Genomic DNA, 16,546 nt, shown 5'->3' on the forward strand with positions numbered 1-16,546 from the left:
CCTACCCGCGAGAGCCTCGGGCGGCGAACGCGCTGCCGTCACGCCGGAGAGCGAAAGGGCAGGGCCTGCTCGGCGGCGGTGATATAGGCCTCGACATGAGCGGCCTCCTCGACGCAGAAGCGCGCCACGCCGGCCCGCAGCCGAGGATCGGCGATGTGATGCAGCGACGTCAGCCGGCGTGGCGCGAAGCCCCGGGCCAGCTTGTGCTCGCCCTGGGTCCCGGGATCGAAGCGCGTCAGGCCACGCGCCAGGCAGTGCTCGATCCCCTGGTAGTAACAGGCCTCGAAGTGCAGGCCATCCGCCTCGATCTCACTCCCCCAGTAGCGCCCGTAGAGGGTATGGCTGCCCTGCAGGCAGAGCGCCGCCGCCACCGGGGCGCCCTCCAGGCGTGCCTGGACCAGCACCAGTGACTCCGGCAGGGCCCGGCGCAGCCGGGCGAAGAAGGCCTCGTTGAGATAGCCCTGGCGACCCCGCTCCAGGTAGGTGATCTGATAGCAGCGATAGAAATGGGCCAGATCCGCCTCGCCGATGGCCTCGCCTTCCAGGCGATGCAGGGTCAGACCCTGCTCGGCCACCCGGCGACGCTCCCGCCGGATGGCCTTGCGCCGCTTGGAGGTCAGCGCGGCGAGGAAGCCGGCGAAGTCCCCGTAGCCATGATCCCGCCACTGGAACTGCACGCCCCGACGCGGGATCAACCCGGGACAGGCCGATCGCCAGGCCGCCACCTCGGCTTCCTCGGCGAACAGCAGGTGCCAGCTCGACAGCTCGCCGTCCTCCCAGACCTCGGCCAGCCGTCGACGGGCCTCGAGGGGATCGACGTCCGCCGCCAGCGCCAGCCGCGGCCCCGGCGCCGGGGTGAAGGGAATGGCGCTGAGCCCCTTGGGATAGTAGCGTCCCCCGGCGCGCTCCCAGGCCTCGGCCCAGGCCCAGTCGAAGACGTACTCGCCGAAGGAGTGGTGCTTGCGGTAGTGGGGCAGCACCCCGACCAGGGCATCGCCTCGCCACAGGGTCAGGTGGCGGGGCTCCCAGCCGGTGGCGGCACTCACGGCGCCGCTGGCCTCCAGGGCGTGCAGGAACTCATGCCGCAGGAAGGGATGATCGTCGCCCACCAGGGCGTTCCAGGATGCGGCAGGGACCGCCGCGACGGCGGACTGCTCGGCGAGGTGCAGGCGGCTCATGGCGTCTCCGGGGCGCCGGCTGACAGGGGGCCGGCAGGATGCCTACAGTGTGCAGGTCCCCCGACGTCCCGCCAAGCCGCTGGCTCGCCCCGCAATCATGGTAAAATAATTACAACTATAGCCGCATTAACCGACAAAACCCGAGCATCCGGATATTTTTTTGTTAAACTTACTAGATATCCCATTTCTCCCTGTCGAGGTGTTCCATGGCCCAAGCTAGCACGCCCCTCAACGCCACCGTCCAGCAGGTGACCCGGCGCATCCGCGAGCGCAGCGCCGAACGGCGGGCGCTCTACGAGGAGCGCATGGCCGACCAGCATCGCCGCGGCGTGCATCGTGCCGAGCTCTCCTGCGGCAACCTGGCCCACGGCTTCGCCGCCTGCGGCGCCGAGGACAAGGACAGGCTCAAGCTGATGAACTCGGCCAACCTGGGCATCATCTCGTCCTACAACGACATGCTCTCGGCCCACCAGCCGCTGGAGCCCTTCCCCGAGATCATCAAGGAAGCCGCCCGCGCCATGGGCTCCACCGCCCAGTTCGCCGGCGGCGTGCCCGCCATGTGCGACGGGGTGACCCAGGGCCAGCCGGGCATGGAGCTGTCGCTGTTCTCCCGGGACGTGATCGCCATGGCCACCGCCGTGGGCCTGTCCCACAACATGTTCGACGCCGCCCTCTACCTCGGCGTCTGCGACAAGATCGTCCCGGGACTGTTCATCGGTGCCGCCCGCTTCGGCCACCTGCCCGCGGTCTTCGTGCCCGCCGGCCCCATGCCCAGCGGCCTGCCCAACAAGGAAAAGGCCCGGGTCCGCCAGCTCTATGCCGAAGGCAAGGTCGGCCGCGAGGAGCTGCTCGAGGCCGAGTCCCAGTCCTACCACAGCCCCGGCACCTGCACCTTCTACGGCACCGCCAACTCCAACCAGCTGATGATGGAGATCATGGGGCTGCACCTGCCCGGCGCCTCCTTCGTCAATCCCGGCACGCCGCTGCGCGAGGCGCTGACCCGCTTCGCTGCCGAGCAGGCGGTCCGCCACACCGAGGCGGCTGGCGACTACCGCCCCTTCTACCGGCAGATCGACGAGCGAGCCATCGTCAATGCCATGGTCGGCCTGCTGGCCTCCGGCGGTTCCACCAACCACACCATGCACCTGGTGGCCATGGCCGCCGCGGCGGGCCTGACCGTCACCTGGGACGACTTCACCGAGTTGTCCGCGGTGGTGCCGAGCCTGACCCGCATCTACCCCAACGGCCAGGCCGACGTGAACCACTTCCAGGCCGCCGGCGGCATGAGCCTGCTGATCCGCGAACTGCTCGGCGCGGGCCTGATCCACGGCGACATCCCCACCATCTTCGGCACCGACCTCACCGCCTATACCCGGGAACCCTTCCTGGAGGACGGCGAACTGGTGTGGCGCGAGGGTCCCGCCGAAAGCCTGGACCCGGACGTGCTGCGCGGCGTGGCCGAGCCCTTCGCCCCCACCGGCGGACTCAGCGTGCTGGACGGCAACCTGGGCCGCGGCGTCATCAAGGTCTCGGCGGTGGCGCCCGAGCACCGGGTCGTGGAGGCGCCGGTGCGGATCTTCGAGGACCAGAACGAGCTCAAGGCCGCCTTCGATGCCGGCGAGCTGGACCGCGACGTGATCGTGGTGGTGCGCTTCCAGGGCCCCAAGGCCAACGGCATGCCCGAACTGCACAAGCTGACGCCCTACCTCGGGGTGCTCCAGGACCGCGGCTACCGGGTCGCCCTGGTCACCGACGGGCGCATGTCCGGCGCCTCGGGCAAGGTCCCGGCGGCCATCCACATGACGCCCGAGGCGCTGGACGGCGGGCCGCTGTCGAGGCTACGCGACGGCGACATCGTGCGCCTGGACGCCGACGCCGGCACCCTGGAGGCCAGGGTGGACGCCCATGCCTGGGCCGATCGCGAACAGCACGTGGCCGAGCTGGACCATTATCACGTGGGCCTGGGCCGGGAGCTGTTCGGCGGCTTCCGCCACCTGGCCATGCGCGCCGAGGAAGGGGCCGGGGTCTTCGGCGGCTTCGAGGCCGACGACCTGGCCCGCCAGGCCGGCCAGATCCATGACGAGGACGCCTGAGGACACGCGGCCATGACACGACCCGCCCTGATCGGTGCACGCGGCCATGACAGGACCCGTCCTGATCGGTGGGAACATCGAGAGGGGCGGCACCATGGCGGGCCTCCTTGGCCGCACCCTAGGCTAGCCCCCTGAGAACACTCGAGACGAAGCCATGACACGACCCGCCCTGATCGGTGACATCGGCGGCACCAATGCCCGCTTCGCGCTGGTGACGGCCGGTGCCGTCGACCCCCACGGCATCCAGAGCCTGCCCTGTGCCGACTACGACGGCCCGGTGGGCGCCATCCGCGATTACCTGGCCCGGGTCGGCGCCGTGGGCGACGCCGCCCCCCGGGAAGCCTGCCTGGCCTTCGCCTGCCCGGTGCACGGCGAGCGGGTGACCATGACCAACAATCACTGGGACTTCACCAGGACCGAGGTGCGCGAGGCGCTGGGCCTCTCGCTGTTCAAGGTGATCAACGACTTCATGGCCCAGGCCCTGGGCGTGCCCCACGTGGCCGAGGACGAGCGGGTGACCCTGCAGGCCGGCGAGGCCGCCCCCCACGCGACCCGCCTGGTGATCGGCCCCGGCACCGGGCTCGGCGTGGCCGGCGTCTTCCCCGGTCGCCACGCCTGGATCCCCCTGCCCACCGAGGGCGGCCACGTGACCTTCGCCCCCACCGACGAGCGGGAGCAGAACCTGCTGCGCCACTTCCGCAACCGCTACGGCCGCATCTCGGTGGAGCGGCTGCTGTGCGGCCAGGGGCTGCTCGACCTCTACCGGGCTCACTGCTCGCTGAAGGGCGCCCCGCCACGCTACGAGACCCCCGCCGAGGTCACCGAGGCGGCCGGCAGCGGCGACGCCGTGGCCCGTGATACCCTGCTGCGTTTCCTGAAGATCCTCGGCGACGTCAGCGGTGACGCCGCGCTTACCCTGGGCGCCCGCGGCGGGGTCTACCTGTGCGGCGGCATCCTGCCCCGGCTGCTGGACTGGCTGCCGGCCAGCCGCTTCCTGGAGGCCTTCTCCGACAAGGGCCGCATGAGCGGCTACACGGCGCGGATCCCGGTGCAGGTGGTGACCGCCCCCTGGACGGGCCTGCTGGGCGCCGCCGAGGCCCTGCACAATGAGGAGGTCGAATGATTCCCGCATCCCTGCGCGCCCTGCTGGACGCCACCGACGGCCAACGCCGCGCCGACTGGGCCGGCCGCGAGGTCTGGCTGGCCCGCGAGCCCTGGGGCGAGCTCGCCGTCTCGCTCCAGGGCGCCCAGGTCCTGCACTATCTTCCGGCGCCCGGGGCCGCGCCAGCTGAGGGCTCCTTGCCTTTCGCCGGCGCCCCGGCGGCCGGCGCCTCCCAGTCCCCGGAGGGCCTGGTCCCCGGCGGCTGGCTATGGGTCACCCCCACGCCCCAGGCGCTGCCCGGCGCCATCCGCGGCGGCATCCCACTGTGCTGGCCCTGGTTCGCCGACGAGCGCACCGCCGACGAGTCGCCGGACCACTCCGGCCCCATGCACGGCCCGGCCCGCAAGGCCGACTGGCGCCTGGACGCCGTGGACGAGCACGAGGAGGGCGTCGAGCTGCACCTCTCGCCGCTGGAGCGGTTGCATTCCCAGCTGGTGCCCCGGGCGGTGATCCAGGCCAACGCCCGGCGCCTGCACGTGGAGCTGGTCACCGAGCACGTCGGCGAGACGCCGGTGAAGATCACCGGCGCCCTGCACAGCTATCTCGCCGTGGCCGACGCCCAGGCCTGCCGCATCGAGGGCCTGGCCGGCGCCCGCTACCTGGACAAGCTCGCCGACTTCGCCGAGCGCGAGCAGCAGGGCGAGCTGGGCGTGCGCGGCGGCCTGGACCGCATCTACCACAGCAACGCCGAGCTGATCCTCGACGATGGCCGGCGGCGGCTGCGGATCGCCCGCCAGGGAAGCGACTCGGCGGTGGTCTGGCATCCCGGCGACGACCTGCCGGCGGACACCCCCGCCGAGGCGGGCCGCCACTTCCTGTGCATCGAATCCGCCAACACCCGGCTCGACCCGGTATGGCTGGTGCCCGGCGCACAGCACCTGCTGGGCACCACCCTCTCCCTGGCGAGCGACCCATGACCGATTCCGTCCCTACCTTCGACGTCCCCTTCGCCCTGGGCATGATGGCCCTGCACGAGACGCCGGACCTGCATGCCCCCGAGGCCCTGGCCGACTGGCTCGAGGCCCGACTCGACCAGGGCCTGCACTGGTTCGACCACGCCGACATCTACGGCGACCGGGCCGGCGAGACGCTGTTCGGCGACGCCCTGCGTGCCCGCCCCGGCCTGGCCAGCCGGGTCCGGGTGGTGACCAAGACCAGCATCGTCACCCCCGAGCGCGACGCCTCGCCCCATGCCGTCAAGCACTACGACAGCTCGGCGGCCTACGTGACCGCGGCCATCGACGCCTCCCTCGAGCGCCTGGGCGTGGAGCGCCTGGATCACTTCCTGCTCCACCGCCCCGATCCGCTGATGGACGCCGAGGCCACCGCCAGGGCCCTGGACGACGCCATCGCCGCCGGCAAGGTCGGCGCCGCCGGCGTCTCGAACTTCCTGCCCGAGGCCTGGCGCCGGCTGCAGGCCGCCATGGAACACCGCCTGGTGGCCCATCAGCTCGAGCTCTCCCTGGCGCATCCGCAGCCGCTGTTCGACGGCCTCTTCGATGCCCTGGTCGGCGACGGCCAGGCTCCCATGGCCTGGTCGCCCCTGGGCGGCGGCCGGGTGCTGACCGGCCCGGCGCGAGCCGAACTGCTGGCCCAGGCCGAGGCGTTCGGCGTGACCCCCGCCGGCCTGGCCCTGGCCTGGCTGCGCGCCCTGCCCGGCCGGCCGCTCCCGGTGATCGGCAGCCTCAAGGCGAAACGCATCCAGGCCCTGCAGCGGGACGCCGCCCTGACGCTGCCCCGGCCGGCCTGGTTCGCGCTGCTGGAAGCCGCCCGGGGCCATGAGGTGGCCTGACCCCATCCCCTTCCACCATGAGGATCCACGACCATGCTGCCCGTCATCGCCTTCGGTGAGGCCCTCGTCGACATGCTCTCCAGTCGCCTGGGAGACGCCCCGGCCGACACCACGGAGACCTTCACCCCCTATGCCGGCGGCGCCCCGGCCAACGTGGCCGTGGCCTGCGCCCGGCTCGGCGTGCCCAGCCGCTTCCTCGGCATGCTCGGCGAGGATCACTTCGGCGACTTCCTCGCCGCGGAGCTGGCCGCCCAGGGCGTCGACCTCTCCGGGGTGGTACGGACCCGCAAGGCGCGCACGGCGCTGGCCTTCGTCTCCCGGGACGCCGACGGCGAGCGCACCTTCGACTTCTACCGGCCGCCCGCCGCCGACCTGCTCTACCGACTGGAGCACCTGCCGGCCGGCGTCTTCGCCGAGCCCGCCCTCCTCCACCTGTGCAGCAACAGCCTGACCGAGCCGGCGATCGCCGAGACCACCCTGGCCATGGCCGAGATGGCCGCCCGGGCCGGCTGCCTGGTCAGCGTGGACGCCAACCTGCGTCACAACCTCTGGCCCGACGACCGGGTGGACGTGGCCCTGGTGACCCGGCTGCTCGACACCGCCGACCTGCTGAAGCTGTCCCGGGAGGAAGTCGAGGCCCTGCGCGGGGATCACCCGGAGGACGCCTGGCTGGCCGAGCGCCTGGCGGCCGGCGTCAGGCTCATCGTGATCACCGACGGCAGCGGCGCCGTGCGCGCCGAGGGCGCGGGGCTCTCGCTCGCCGTCACCCCGCCCGCGGTCGAGCCGGTGGACACCACGGCAGGGGGCGATGCCTTCATCGGCGGACTGCTGGCCCGCCTGGCCGAGGACGGCGTCGAGGAAGGCTGGCACCGCGATACCCAGCGCCTCGAGGCGGCGCTGGCCTTCGCCTGTCGCTGCGGCGCCCACGCCGTCACCCGTCCCGGCGCCTACGTCGCCCTGCCGACCCGGGACGACCTGGCCGCCTGAACGGCGGGGATCAGCCCGCGGCGGTGCGCCACCGCATCCGCCGCGGGATGACCTCGCGCCCCGCCCGATACTCGCCTCGCGAGGCGGCCAGCGCACAGGACAGCGCGGTGGCGGCCAGGCGTTCATGGTCCTGGAGGGCGGAGTTGACCGGCAGCGGCAGGAAATCGAGCAGCCGGCTGTCGCCGAAGGTGGCCAGGCGCAGCGAGGCCGGCAGCCCGCCGCGCTCCAGCAGGGTATCGAGCACCCCGTCGAACAGCGAATAGGAGGCGGTGACCAGGGCATCGGGCAGGCCCGGGCCGTCGAGGAGTTCGCGCATCAGCCGGGCCCCCTCGGCCCGGTCGTAGCGCTCCCCCGCCCGTGCGATCACCTCCAGCCCCCTCCCCTCGATCGCCCGCTGGAAGCCCGCGCGGCGTTCCTGACTGATCGACAGCCAGGGCACCGCATCCAGCCAGGCGATGCGCGAGACCGAACCGTCCAGCACCGAGCGGGTCAGCCGTTCGGCGGCCTCGCCGTCGTTGCTGACCACGCTGGCGAAGCGCCCCGGCTCGAAGCCCCGGTCAACCGCCACCACCGGCAGGCCCTCGTCCTGCAGCTCGGCGTAGAAGGGATCGTCCATGGGCAGGCAGCTGGCGGTGATCAACACCTCGCAGCGCTGGGCCCGCAACGCCAGGGCCAGGTCGCGCTCCGCCTCCGGCCGGTCGTCCGAGCCGGCGATCAGCAACTGGTAGCCCTGCTCCCGGGCCCCGCGCTCCATGAGCTTGGCCAGCCGCGCGTAGGTGGCGTTCTCCAGGTCGGGCACGATCAGCCCCAGGGTGCGACTCGAGCCGCGCCGCAGGGCGGCCGCCTGGGGATCGACCCGGTAACGGTGTTGGCGCACCACCGCCATCACCTTCTCCACGGTCTCCTGGCTGATCCGACGTTTCTCGGCCTGCCCGTTGATGACATAGCTGGCCGTGGTACGCGAGACGCCGGCCAGGCGAGCGATTTCCGCGAGCGTCATGGTCTACCCCTATAAGTGGTTGGGGGCATTCTACGCCGGACGGCGGGCCCTCCACCCCCTGCGAAAGTCGTAGTCGATCGACCTTGCCAGGCAAGATGAATCGATCCAGCATTCAGTAAAGCACAAGTGACACGATTCACCTACCCACGACAACACCACTGCCACGCCCTCGGGCCGACGGAACGCCCCGGCGTCGCACCCTCGACGAAGCGGAGAGACCGATGTTGACGCTCAGCCAGGACGATGTACGGCTCGGCTGCCAGGCCGACGACTGGCGCACCGCGCTGGACCAGGCGGCCGAGGCCTTGCACGCCGCGGGGCTGGTCGCCCCCGACTACCGGGGCGGCCTCTACGAACGCGAGGCCCAGTCCTCGACCTTCCTGGGCAATGCCATCGCCATCCCCCACGGCACCGCGGAGAGCCGGGTGCACGTGAAGGCCACCGGGGTGCGGGTGCTGCAGTTCCCGGACGGCGTCGACTGGCACGACGGCCAGCGGGTCCATGTGCTGGTGACCATCGCCGCCCAGAGCGACGAACACCTGGACATCCTTCGCCAGCTGACCCACGTGCTGGACCAGGACGGCATCGCCGAGCGCCTGCCCGCGGCCGACAGCCCCGGCGAGATCGCCGGCCTGCTGTCCAGGGCGGTGGTCGAGGCTCGGCTGGATGCCGAGACCCTCAGCCTGGGCTTCCCCGCCCGGGACCATCGGGAGCTGGCCCTGGCCGGCGCCGCCCGCCTGCGCCAGACCGACTGCGTGGATTCGGGCTTCGTGGCCGCCGTCGCCGAGGCCGCGCCCCAGGCCCTCGGCCAGGGCCTGTGGCTGGTGGCCAGCGATCGCGGGGTGAGCGTGCCGGCCCTGGCCATGGCCACCCCGGCCTCGCCCCTGGACGCGGGCGGGGAGCCGGTGCACGGCGTCTTCTGCCTGGCGGCCCAGGGCCAGGCCCATCGCGGCCTGCTGGAGCGCATCCTCGCGCTGCTGGACAGCGACGCCGCCGGCGTCCTGCAGGCGGCCGACGCCGACACCCTCCTCGCCCGGCTCGCCGGCGAGTCCGCCGCGGCCCGCCAGCGCCGGGCCACGGTGCTCAACGCCCACGGCCTGCATGCCCGCCCCGCCAAGCAGCTGGTGCAGGTGGCCCGGGCCCAGGGCACGGCGATCCGCGTCCGCCTGGCCGAAGGCGGCGGAGAGGCCGTGTCCGCCACCAGCCTGACCAAGATCATCAACCTGGGCGCCCGCCGCGGCCAGCAGCTGGTGTTCTCCGCCGAGGGCGAGGAGGCCGAGGCGGCCCTGGACGCCGTCTGCCGGGCCCTGGAGGACGGCCTCGGCGAGCGGGTCGAGCCCTTCGATGCCCATCGCGAGGCGCTCGAGCCCCGGGAGGACGCCCCGGCGCCGGCGCCGCTGCCGGCCGACGAGGCCCATGTCGCGGTCGCCGCCTCCCCGGGCCTGGCCATCGCGCCGGCCTTCGTGCTCAGGACCCCGCGCTTCGAGTACCCGGCCCGTGCCGCCGACCCGGCCGCCGAGATCCAGCGCCTGGAAGCGGCGATCCGCCAGGCGACCGAGCAACTCGAGGCCCTGGTCCGCCAGGCCCGCGGCGGCGAGGTGGCCCAGATCCTCTCCATGCACGAGGAGATGCTGGGCGACCCCGAACTGCACCAGGCCGCCCGGGAGGGCATCCAGGAGGGCGCCTCCGCCGAAGCCGGCTGGTGGGAGGCCATCGACACCGCCGCCCAGGCCCAGGAGCGCCTTGCCGACCGCCTGCTGGCCGAGCGCGCCGCCGACCTGCGCGACGTGGGCCGCCGGGTGCTGGGCATCCTCTGCCGGGTCGAGCTCCCCCGGCCGCCGGATCATCCCTACGTCCTGGTCACCGACGACATCGGCCCCTCCGACGTGGCGCGCCTCGACACCGGCCGGGTCCGGGGCCTGCTCACGGCGCGGGGCGGCGCCACCGCCCACAGCGCCATCCTCGCCCGGGCCCTGGGGATCCCCGCCGTGGTGGGGGCCGGCGATCGGGTCATGACGATCGACGACGGCACCGAGCTGATCCTCGACGGCGAGCGCGGCCGCGTCACCCCCGCGCCTTCCGCCGAGCGCCGCCAATCCGCCGAGCGGCGCCTGGCCGAGCACCGGCGCCGCGAGGCCGAGGCCTGGGAGGCCCGCTTCGCGGAGGCACGCACCCGCGACGGCCACCGGGTCGAGGTGGCGTCCAACCTGGGCAACACCGCCCATGCCGCGGACGCCGTGGAACGCGGCGCCGAGGGGGTGGGCCTGCTGCGCACCGAGTTCCTGTTCATGGCCCATGCCCGGGAGCCCGATCTCGAGACCCAGGTCGCCGAGTACCATGAGGCCCTGGAGGCCCTGGACGGCCGGCCGCTGGTGGCCCGCACCCTGGACGTGGGCGGCGACAAGCCGCTGCCCTACTGGCCGCTGCCCCAGGAGGCCAACCCCTTCCTGGGCCTGCGCGGCATCCGCCTGTCGCTGACCCGCCCCGAGGTGCTGGAGACCCAGCTGCGCGCCCTGCTGATGGCCGCCGTCGGCCGGCCGCTGCGCATCATGCTGCCCATGGTCAAGGACGTGGCCGAGTTCCGCGCCGCCCGGGCCATCCTCGATCGACTGCTCGACGAGATCCCCGAAGCCGAGCGCACCACCGACCTGCAGCTCGGGGTGATGATCGAGGTGCCCTCCTGTGCCCTGCTGGCCCCCAGCCTGGCCGCCGAGGTGGACTTCTTCTCGGTGGGCACCAACGACCTCACCCAGTACACCCTGGCCATCGACCGCGACCATCCCGAGCTCTCCGCCCAGGCCGACGGCCTGCACCCGGCGGTGCTGCGGCTGATCGAGATGACCGTCGCGGCCGCCCATGCCCAGGGCAAGTGGGTCGGGGTGTGCGGCGAGCTGGCCAGCGAGCCCACCGCGGTGCCGGTGCTGGTGGGCCTGGGGGTCGACGAGCTGTCGGTCAGCGCCCGCCAGGTGCCGCTGGTCAAGGCCCGGCTGCGCGAGTTCGACCTCGACGAGGCCCGAGCCCAGGCCGAGCTGGCCCTGGCCCAGGCCACCGGCGAGGCGGTCCGTGACGCCCTGGAGGCTCGCTGATGGCGCGCCTGCTGACCCTGACCCTGAACCCCGCCCTGGATCTCTCGATCGGGCTGGATCGCCTGGCCCCCGGCGCGGTCAACCGCACCCGGGAGACCCACCTCGAGGCCGCCGGCAAGGGCGTCAACGTGGCCCGGGTGCTGGTCGCCCTCGGCCACCAGGTCTGCGTCTCGGGCCTGCTGGGCGCCGACAACGACGGCCCCTTCCTGCGCGCCTTCGAGGCCCTGGGCGTGGAGGATGCCTTCCTCCGGGTGCCCGGCGAGACGCGCATCAACGCCAAGCTCGCCGAGGTCGACGGCCGGGTCACCGACATCAACGGCCCGGGCCTGACCATCGACGCCGACGCCTGGCGCCGGCTGCTGGCCTGGCTGGAGGACCTGGCCGGCGATCCGCGGCGACGCCCGGAGGCGGTGGTGATCGCCGGCAGCCTGCCGCCCGGCGTCGCCCCCGAGGCCCTGGCCGAGCTGATCGCCCGGCTGCGCGCCGCCGACCTGCCGGTCTGGGTGGATACCAGCGGCCCGGCCCTCCATGCCGCCATCGCCGCCCGACCCACCGCCGTCAAGCCCAACGAGCACGAGCTGGCCGACTGGGCCGGTCAGGCACTCGACACCGAGGCCGCGCGCCTCGAGGCCGCCCGGGCCCTGCATGCCGCCGGCATCGAGGAGACCCTGCTCTCCGCCGGCCCCGACGGCGTGCTCTGGATCAGCCGGCGCGGCGACTGGCAGGCCCTGCCGCCGCGGCTCCGGGTGGCCAGCACCGTGGGCGCCGGCGACACCCTGCTCGCCGCCATGCTGCACGGCGTACTGTCGCACCAGGCACCCGACGAGATCCTGCGGCGGGCCACGGCGCTGTCCGCCGAAGCCGTTCGCCATGTCGGCGTGGGCGACGCCCATGCCGCCGATTTCCCTCGACTCCAACAACAGACCCGCGTCCACCACCTGCCCGGTGGCGACGCAGGGGGAGCCCTCGCATGAACGTCATCCTCATCACCGCCTGCCCCAGCGGCATGGCCACCACCTTCCTCGCCGCCCGTCGACTCGAGCAGGCCGCCGGCCGCCTCGGCTGGCAGACCCACGTGGAGATGCACGGCGAGCTGGAACCCGTCCGGCCCGTCTCGGCCGAGGCCATCGCGGCGGCCGACCTGATCGTGGTCGCGGCCGACCAGGTCCCCGCGCCGCAACGCTTCGAAGGCAAGCGGCTCTTTCGGGCCGCGATCGATCAGGCCCTGCCCGATCCGCGGGCCTTCCTCGAGCGCGCCGAGCGCGAGGCCCGGCCGTATGAGCCGGAGCCCCAAGCCCCCGCCGCGCCGCCCCCCGCCGCCGAAGGGGCGAGCCGGATCGTCGCCGTCACCGCCTGCCCCACCGGGGTCGCCCATACCTTCATGGCCGCAGAAGCCCTCAGTGAAGCCGGAAAATCGCTCGGACATGCGATCCGGGTGGAGACTCAGGGCTCGGTGGGCGCCCAGGACCAGCTCACCGACGAGGAGATCCGCGAGGCCGACGTGGTGATCCTGGCCTGCGACATCGAGGTCGACCCGACCCGCTTCGCCGGCAAGCGGGTCTATCGCACCTCCACCGGCAATGCGCTCAAGAAGCCCCGCCCGACCATCGAGGCGGCCCTGGCCGAGGCCGAGATGGAAGACGCCGCGGCCGCCCAGGCCGGCGAGGGCGAACGCAAGAAGAGCGTCAAGGAGAAGGGCGTCTACAAGCACCTGCTGACCGGGGTGTCCTTCATGCTGCCCATGGTGGTCGCCGGTGGCCTGCTGATCGCGCTGTCCTTCGTGTTCGGCATCGAGGCCTTCCAGGAGGAAGGCACCCTGGCCGCGGCCCTGATGCAGATCGGCGGCGGCACCGCCTTCGCGCTGATGATCCCGGTGCTGGCCGGCTACATCGCCTACTCCATCGCCGACCGTCCCGGCATCGCCCCGGGGATGATCGGCGGCATGCTGGCCTCGGAGATCGGCGCCGGCTTCATCGGCGGCATCCTCGCCGGCTTCCTGGCCGGTTACGCGGCCAAGGCCGTCACCCGCTACGTCAAGCTGCCGGCGAGCATCGAGTCGCTCAAGCCGATCCTGATCATCCCGCTGATCGCCAGCCTGATCACCGGCCTCACCATGATCTACGTCGTCGGCGAGCCGGTGGCCGCCCTGCTCTCGGCCCTGACCGCCTTCCTCGAGAACATGGGCTCGGCCAACGCCGTGCTGCTGGGGATCCTGCTCGGCTCGATGATGTGCTTCGACCTCGGCGGGCCGGTCAACAAGGCGGCCTACACCTTCGGCGTCGGCCTGCTGGCCTCCGAGACCTACGCCCCCATGGCGGCGATCATGGCCGCCGGCATGGTGCCGGCCATCGGCATGGGCATCGCCAGCCTGGTGGCCCGGGCCAAGTTCTCCGAGCCCGAGCGCGAGGCCGGCAAGGCGTCGCTGGTGCTGGGCTGCTGCTTCATCACCGAGGGCGCCATTCCCTTCGCCGCCAAGGACCCGCTGCGGGTGATCCCGGCCTGCATGGTCGGCGGCGCGGTGACCGGCGCACTGTCGATGCTGGTCGGCGCCAAGCTGATGGCTCCCCATGGCGGCATCTTCGTGCTGCTCATCCCCAACGCCATCACCCCGGTGCTGTGGTACCTGGTCGCCATCCTGGCCGGCGCCCTGATCACCGGCCTGGGCTACGCCGCGCTCAAGCGCAGCGACCAGCCCGTGGCGGTCGAGGCCAGCGCCTGACGCCCAGACGCACGCATCTCCGAGGAGCCCTCCATGTTCCAGCTCACCCGCAGCATCACCTGGCAGGCGCTCCGGCGCCTGCAGGCCGACACCGCCAACGATCGCATCGCCGACTACTTCGCCGCCGACCCCCAGCGCTTCGACACCATGAGCCTGCGCGTCGGCGGGCTCTTCCTCGACTACTCCAAGCACCATATCTCCCGGGCGGTGCTCGACAAGCTGCTCGAGCTCGCCGACCATTCCGCCCTGGTCCAGCGCCGTGCCCAGATGTTCTCCGGCGACATCATCAACGTCACCGAGGACCGCCCCGTCCTGCACACCGCCCTGCGCAACCTCGGCGAGGGCCCGCTGTGGGTCGACGGCCAGGACGTCATGCCCGAGATCCACCGCTCCCGGGAGCAGCTCCGGCGCTTCTCCGAGGCGGTGCGCAGCGGCGAGTGGAAGGGCCACGACGGCCAACGCATCAAGGACGTGGTCAACATCGGCATCGGCGGCTCCGACCTCGGCCCCAACATGGCCTGCCGGGCGCTGCTCAAGTACCGCCATCCCGAGCTCAACTTCCACTTCGTCTCCAACGTCGACGGCGCCCACATCCAGAAGGTGCTGTCGCGCCTCGACCCGGCCACTACCCTGTTCATCGTCTCCACCAAGACCTTCTCCACCCAGGAGACGCTGCTCAACGCCAAGACCGCGCGGCGCTGGTTCCTCGAGCACGCCGGCCCCGACGCCGACGTGGGCGCCCACTTCGTCGCCGCCTCCACCAACCGCCAGGCGGCCATGGAATTCGGCATCCGCGAGGAGAACGTCTTCGAGTTCTGGGCCTGGGTCGGCGGGCGCTACTCCATGTGGTCCTCCATCGGCCTGCCCATCGCGCTCGCCGTGGGCTTCGACGGCTTCCTGGAGATGCTCCAGGGCGCCTACGAGATGGACCAGCACTTCCTGACCGCGCCCAACGAGGCCAACATGCCGGTGCTGATGGCGCTGATCGGCATCTGGTACATCAACTTCCAGGGCGCCGAGACCCAGGCCATCGTGCCCTACGACCAGGCCCTGCATCAGCTGCCGGCCTTCCTCCAGCAGCTCGACATGGAGTCCAACGGCAAGTCGGTGGACATCTTCGGCCGGCCGGTGGACTACAAGACCGGCCCCATCGTCTGGGGCCAGACCGGCTCCAACGGCCAGCACGCCTTCTTCCAGCTGCTCCACCAGGGCACCCGCTACGTGCCCATCGACTTCATCGCCTCGCTCAAGCCCGAGCCGGGCATGGAGGACCACCACTTCGCCCTGCTCACCAACATGCTGGCCCAGGCCAACGCCTTCATGGAGGGCAGCCAGAAGGGCGGCGAGCTCGATCCCTACAGCTGCCCGGGCAACCGCCCCTCCAGCACCCTGCTGCTCGACGAGCTGACGCCGAAGAACCTCGGCGCGCTGATCGCGCTCTACGAGCACAAGGTGTTCGTCCAGGGGGTGATCTGGAACATCAACTCCTTCGACCAGTGGGGCGTGCAGCTCGGCAAGCGCATCGCCGGCGAGATCAGCAGCCGCCTCGACGCCCACAGCCAGGACTTCGACGCCTCCACCCAGGGGCTGCTGAAGCTGGTTCGCGAGCACTTCCCGGCGCCGGAACCCGCCGAGACCAAGCCCGCCAAGCGCGAGAAACGCAAGGCCTCGTCCTGACCCTCTCACTCGCCCCCGGCCTCGTCGTCTCACGACGAGGCTCGGCCATCGGCTCGCCGCGGCGAGCCGAGCTACCCGGACGATCAACCAAAAAAAGCCCCGGGCAGGGTTGCCGGGGCGAAAAGGACAGCGACTGGCTGTCGAGAGAGAACACGGGAAATCAGTGGTGGAAGCGCTCGGCGGCCTCCCGGGCCAGCTGGCGGATGGCCTTCCAGTCCTCGGCCTCGACCAGGGACTTGGGGGTGAGCCAGGAGCCGCCCACGCACATGACGTTGGGCAGGGCCAGGTAGTCCGCGGCGTTGTCGAGGTTGATGCCGCCGGTGGGACAGAAGCGCGCCTCGGGGAGAGGACCGGCGAAGGCCTTGAGGGCCTTGACCCCGCCGCTGGCCTCGGCGGGGAAGAACTTGAAACGGCGATAGCCGAACTGCCAGCCGATCATCACCTCGGAGACCGTGGCCACGCCGGGCAGCATCGGCACCGGGCTGGTCACGCCGTAGCGGTAGAGGGCCTCGGTGGTGCCGGGGGTGACCACGAAGTCGGCGCCGACCTGCTCGGCCTGGCGATACTGGGCCGGGGTCAGCACGGTGCCGATGCCCACGCTGGCCTGGGGCAGGGCCTCCTTGATGCGCCGGGTGGCCTCCAGGGCGCAATCCGTGCGCAGGGTGACCTCGAGCACGCTGAGCCCGCCCTCCACCAGGGCAGCGGCCAGGGGCACGGCGTCCTCGACGCGCTGGATGGCCAGCACCGGGATCACCTCGGCCTTGAGGCAGATGCTGTCGAGTTCGGTGGTACGGGTGGACGGCAGCTGTTTGTCGATGGTCATGTCGTGACTCCTGAAAGGGGATCCATGGC

12 protein-coding genes are annotated in these 16,546 nt (G+C 72.1%); 9 read left to right on the top strand and 3 right to left on the bottom strand.

The features are described 5' to 3' along the window. Nucleotides 1–38: 38 nt before the first annotated feature. The gene (locus BEI_RS14290) at nt 39–1,178 is read right to left on the bottom strand and encodes a GNAT family N-acetyltransferase (RefSeq protein WP_097790149.1); all 1,140 of its coding nucleotides are present in this window, start codon (nt 1,176–1,178) and stop codon (nt 39–41) included. 206 nt (nt 1,179–1,384) lie between these two features. Between BEI_RS14290 and edd the strand changes: the two genes are divergently transcribed. From edd to BEI_RS14315, 5 genes are all read left to right on the top strand, one after another. After that, nucleotides 1,385–3,271 (top strand): phosphogluconate dehydratase, encoded by a 1,887-nt coding sequence (gene edd / locus BEI_RS14295; protein ID WP_097790150.1) that lies wholly within the window; start codon nt 1,385–1,387, stop codon nt 3,269–3,271. 154 nt (nt 3,272–3,425) lie between these two features. After that, complete coding sequence (glk, locus tag BEI_RS14300; protein ID WP_097790151.1) at nt 3,426–4,394, top strand: glucokinase; 969 nt, start codon at nt 3,426–3,428, stop codon at nt 4,392–4,394. Further along, nucleotides 4,391–5,350, top strand: a complete 960-nt coding sequence (locus BEI_RS14305; RefSeq protein WP_097790152.1) for a D-hexose-6-phosphate mutarotase — start codon at nt 4,391–4,393, stop codon at nt 5,348–5,350. The genes glk and BEI_RS14305 overlap by 4 nt, the downstream gene beginning before the upstream one ends. Next, the gene (locus BEI_RS14310) at nt 5,347–6,225 is read left to right on the top strand and encodes an aldo/keto reductase (RefSeq protein ID WP_097790153.1); all 879 of its coding nucleotides are present in this window, start codon (nt 5,347–5,349) and stop codon (nt 6,223–6,225) included. Before BEI_RS14305 ends, BEI_RS14310 begins: the two co-directional genes overlap by 4 nt. Nucleotides 6,226–6,258: 33 nt before the next feature. After that, nucleotides 6,259–7,212 carry a carbohydrate kinase family protein gene (locus tag BEI_RS14315; RefSeq protein WP_097790154.1) on the top strand — a complete coding sequence of 318 codons (954 nt, stop codon included), beginning with the start codon at nt 6,259–6,261 and terminating at the stop codon, nt 7,210–7,212. 10 nt (nt 7,213–7,222) lie between these two features. Here BEI_RS14315 and cra read toward each other — a convergent pair whose 3' ends face one another. After that, nucleotides 7,223–8,212, bottom strand: a complete 990-nt coding sequence (cra, locus tag BEI_RS14320) for a catabolite repressor/activator (protein WP_097790155.1) — start codon at nt 8,210–8,212, stop codon at nt 7,223–7,225. 221 nt (nt 8,213–8,433) lie between these two features. On the opposite strand from cra, the gene ptsP reads away from it, so the two are divergent. The 4 genes from ptsP to pgi are packed head-to-tail and all read left to right on the top strand — an operon-like array spanning nt 8,434 to nt 15,694. After that, nucleotides 8,434–11,298: a phosphoenolpyruvate--protein phosphotransferase gene (gene ptsP / locus BEI_RS14325; RefSeq protein WP_097790156.1), complete on the top strand. Its 2,865-nt coding sequence runs from the start codon at nt 8,434–8,436 to the stop codon at nt 11,296–11,298. Next, on the top strand, nt 11,298–12,272 hold the full coding sequence (pfkB, locus tag BEI_RS14330; protein ID WP_097790157.1) for a 1-phosphofructokinase: 975 nt from the start codon (nt 11,298–11,300) through the stop codon (nt 12,270–12,272). The genes ptsP and pfkB overlap by 1 nt, the downstream gene beginning before the upstream one ends. Continuing rightward, the gene (gene fruA, locus BEI_RS14335; protein ID WP_097790158.1) at nt 12,269–14,017 is read left to right on the top strand and encodes a PTS fructose transporter subunit IIBC; all 1,749 of its coding nucleotides are present in this window, start codon (nt 12,269–12,271) and stop codon (nt 14,015–14,017) included. The genes pfkB and fruA overlap by 4 nt, the downstream gene beginning before the upstream one ends. A 33-nt stretch (nt 14,018–14,050) precedes the next feature. After that, nucleotides 14,051–15,694, top strand: coding sequence for a glucose-6-phosphate isomerase (pgi, locus tag BEI_RS14340; RefSeq protein ID WP_097790159.1), 1,644 nt, complete (start codon nt 14,051–14,053; stop codon nt 15,692–15,694). 160 nt (nt 15,695–15,854) lie between these two features. Here pgi and BEI_RS14345 read toward each other — a convergent pair whose 3' ends face one another. Beyond that, the gene (locus BEI_RS14345; protein WP_097790160.1) at nt 15,855–16,517 is read right to left on the bottom strand and encodes a bifunctional 4-hydroxy-2-oxoglutarate aldolase/2-dehydro-3-deoxy-phosphogluconate aldolase; all 663 of its coding nucleotides are present in this window, start codon (nt 16,515–16,517) and stop codon (nt 15,855–15,857) included. Nucleotides 16,518–16,546 lie beyond the last annotated feature (29 nt).

The sequence above is a fragment of the Halomonas beimenensis genome, assembly GCF_002549795.1.
GTDB lineage: Bacteria > Pseudomonadota > Gammaproteobacteria > Pseudomonadales > Halomonadaceae > Halomonas > Halomonas beimenensis.

What these genes read in the sequence shown, in the direction of transcription:
- BEI_RS14290 (WP_097790149.1), bottom strand. Translation starts at nt 1,178, where the DNA reads ATGAGCCGCCTGCACCTCGCCGAGCAGTCCGCCGTCGCGGCGGTCCCT.
- edd (WP_097790150.1), top strand. Translation starts at nt 1,385, where the DNA reads ATGGCCCAAGCTAGCACGCCCCTCAACGCCACCGTCCAGCAGGTGACC.
- glk (WP_097790151.1), top strand. Translation starts at nt 3,426, where the DNA reads ATGACACGACCCGCCCTGATCGGTGACATCGGCGGCACCAATGCCCGC.
- BEI_RS14305 (WP_097790152.1), top strand. Translation starts at nt 4,391, where the DNA reads ATGATTCCCGCATCCCTGCGCGCCCTGCTGGACGCCACCGACGGCCAA.
- BEI_RS14310 (WP_097790153.1), top strand. Translation starts at nt 5,347, where the DNA reads ATGACCGATTCCGTCCCTACCTTCGACGTCCCCTTCGCCCTGGGCATG.
- BEI_RS14315 (WP_097790154.1), top strand. Translation starts at nt 6,259, where the DNA reads ATGCTGCCCGTCATCGCCTTCGGTGAGGCCCTCGTCGACATGCTCTCC.
- cra (WP_097790155.1), bottom strand. Translation starts at nt 8,212, where the DNA reads ATGACGCTCGCGGAAATCGCTCGCCTGGCCGGCGTCTCGCGTACCACG.
- ptsP (WP_097790156.1), top strand. Translation starts at nt 8,434, where the DNA reads ATGTTGACGCTCAGCCAGGACGATGTACGGCTCGGCTGCCAGGCCGAC.
- pfkB (WP_097790157.1), top strand. Translation starts at nt 11,298, where the DNA reads ATGGCGCGCCTGCTGACCCTGACCCTGAACCCCGCCCTGGATCTCTCG.
- fruA (WP_097790158.1), top strand. Translation starts at nt 12,269, where the DNA reads ATGAACGTCATCCTCATCACCGCCTGCCCCAGCGGCATGGCCACCACC.
- pgi (WP_097790159.1), top strand. Translation starts at nt 14,051, where the DNA reads ATGTTCCAGCTCACCCGCAGCATCACCTGGCAGGCGCTCCGGCGCCTG.
- BEI_RS14345 (WP_097790160.1), bottom strand. Translation starts at nt 16,517, where the DNA reads ATGACCATCGACAAACAGCTGCCGTCCACCCGTACCACCGAACTCGAC.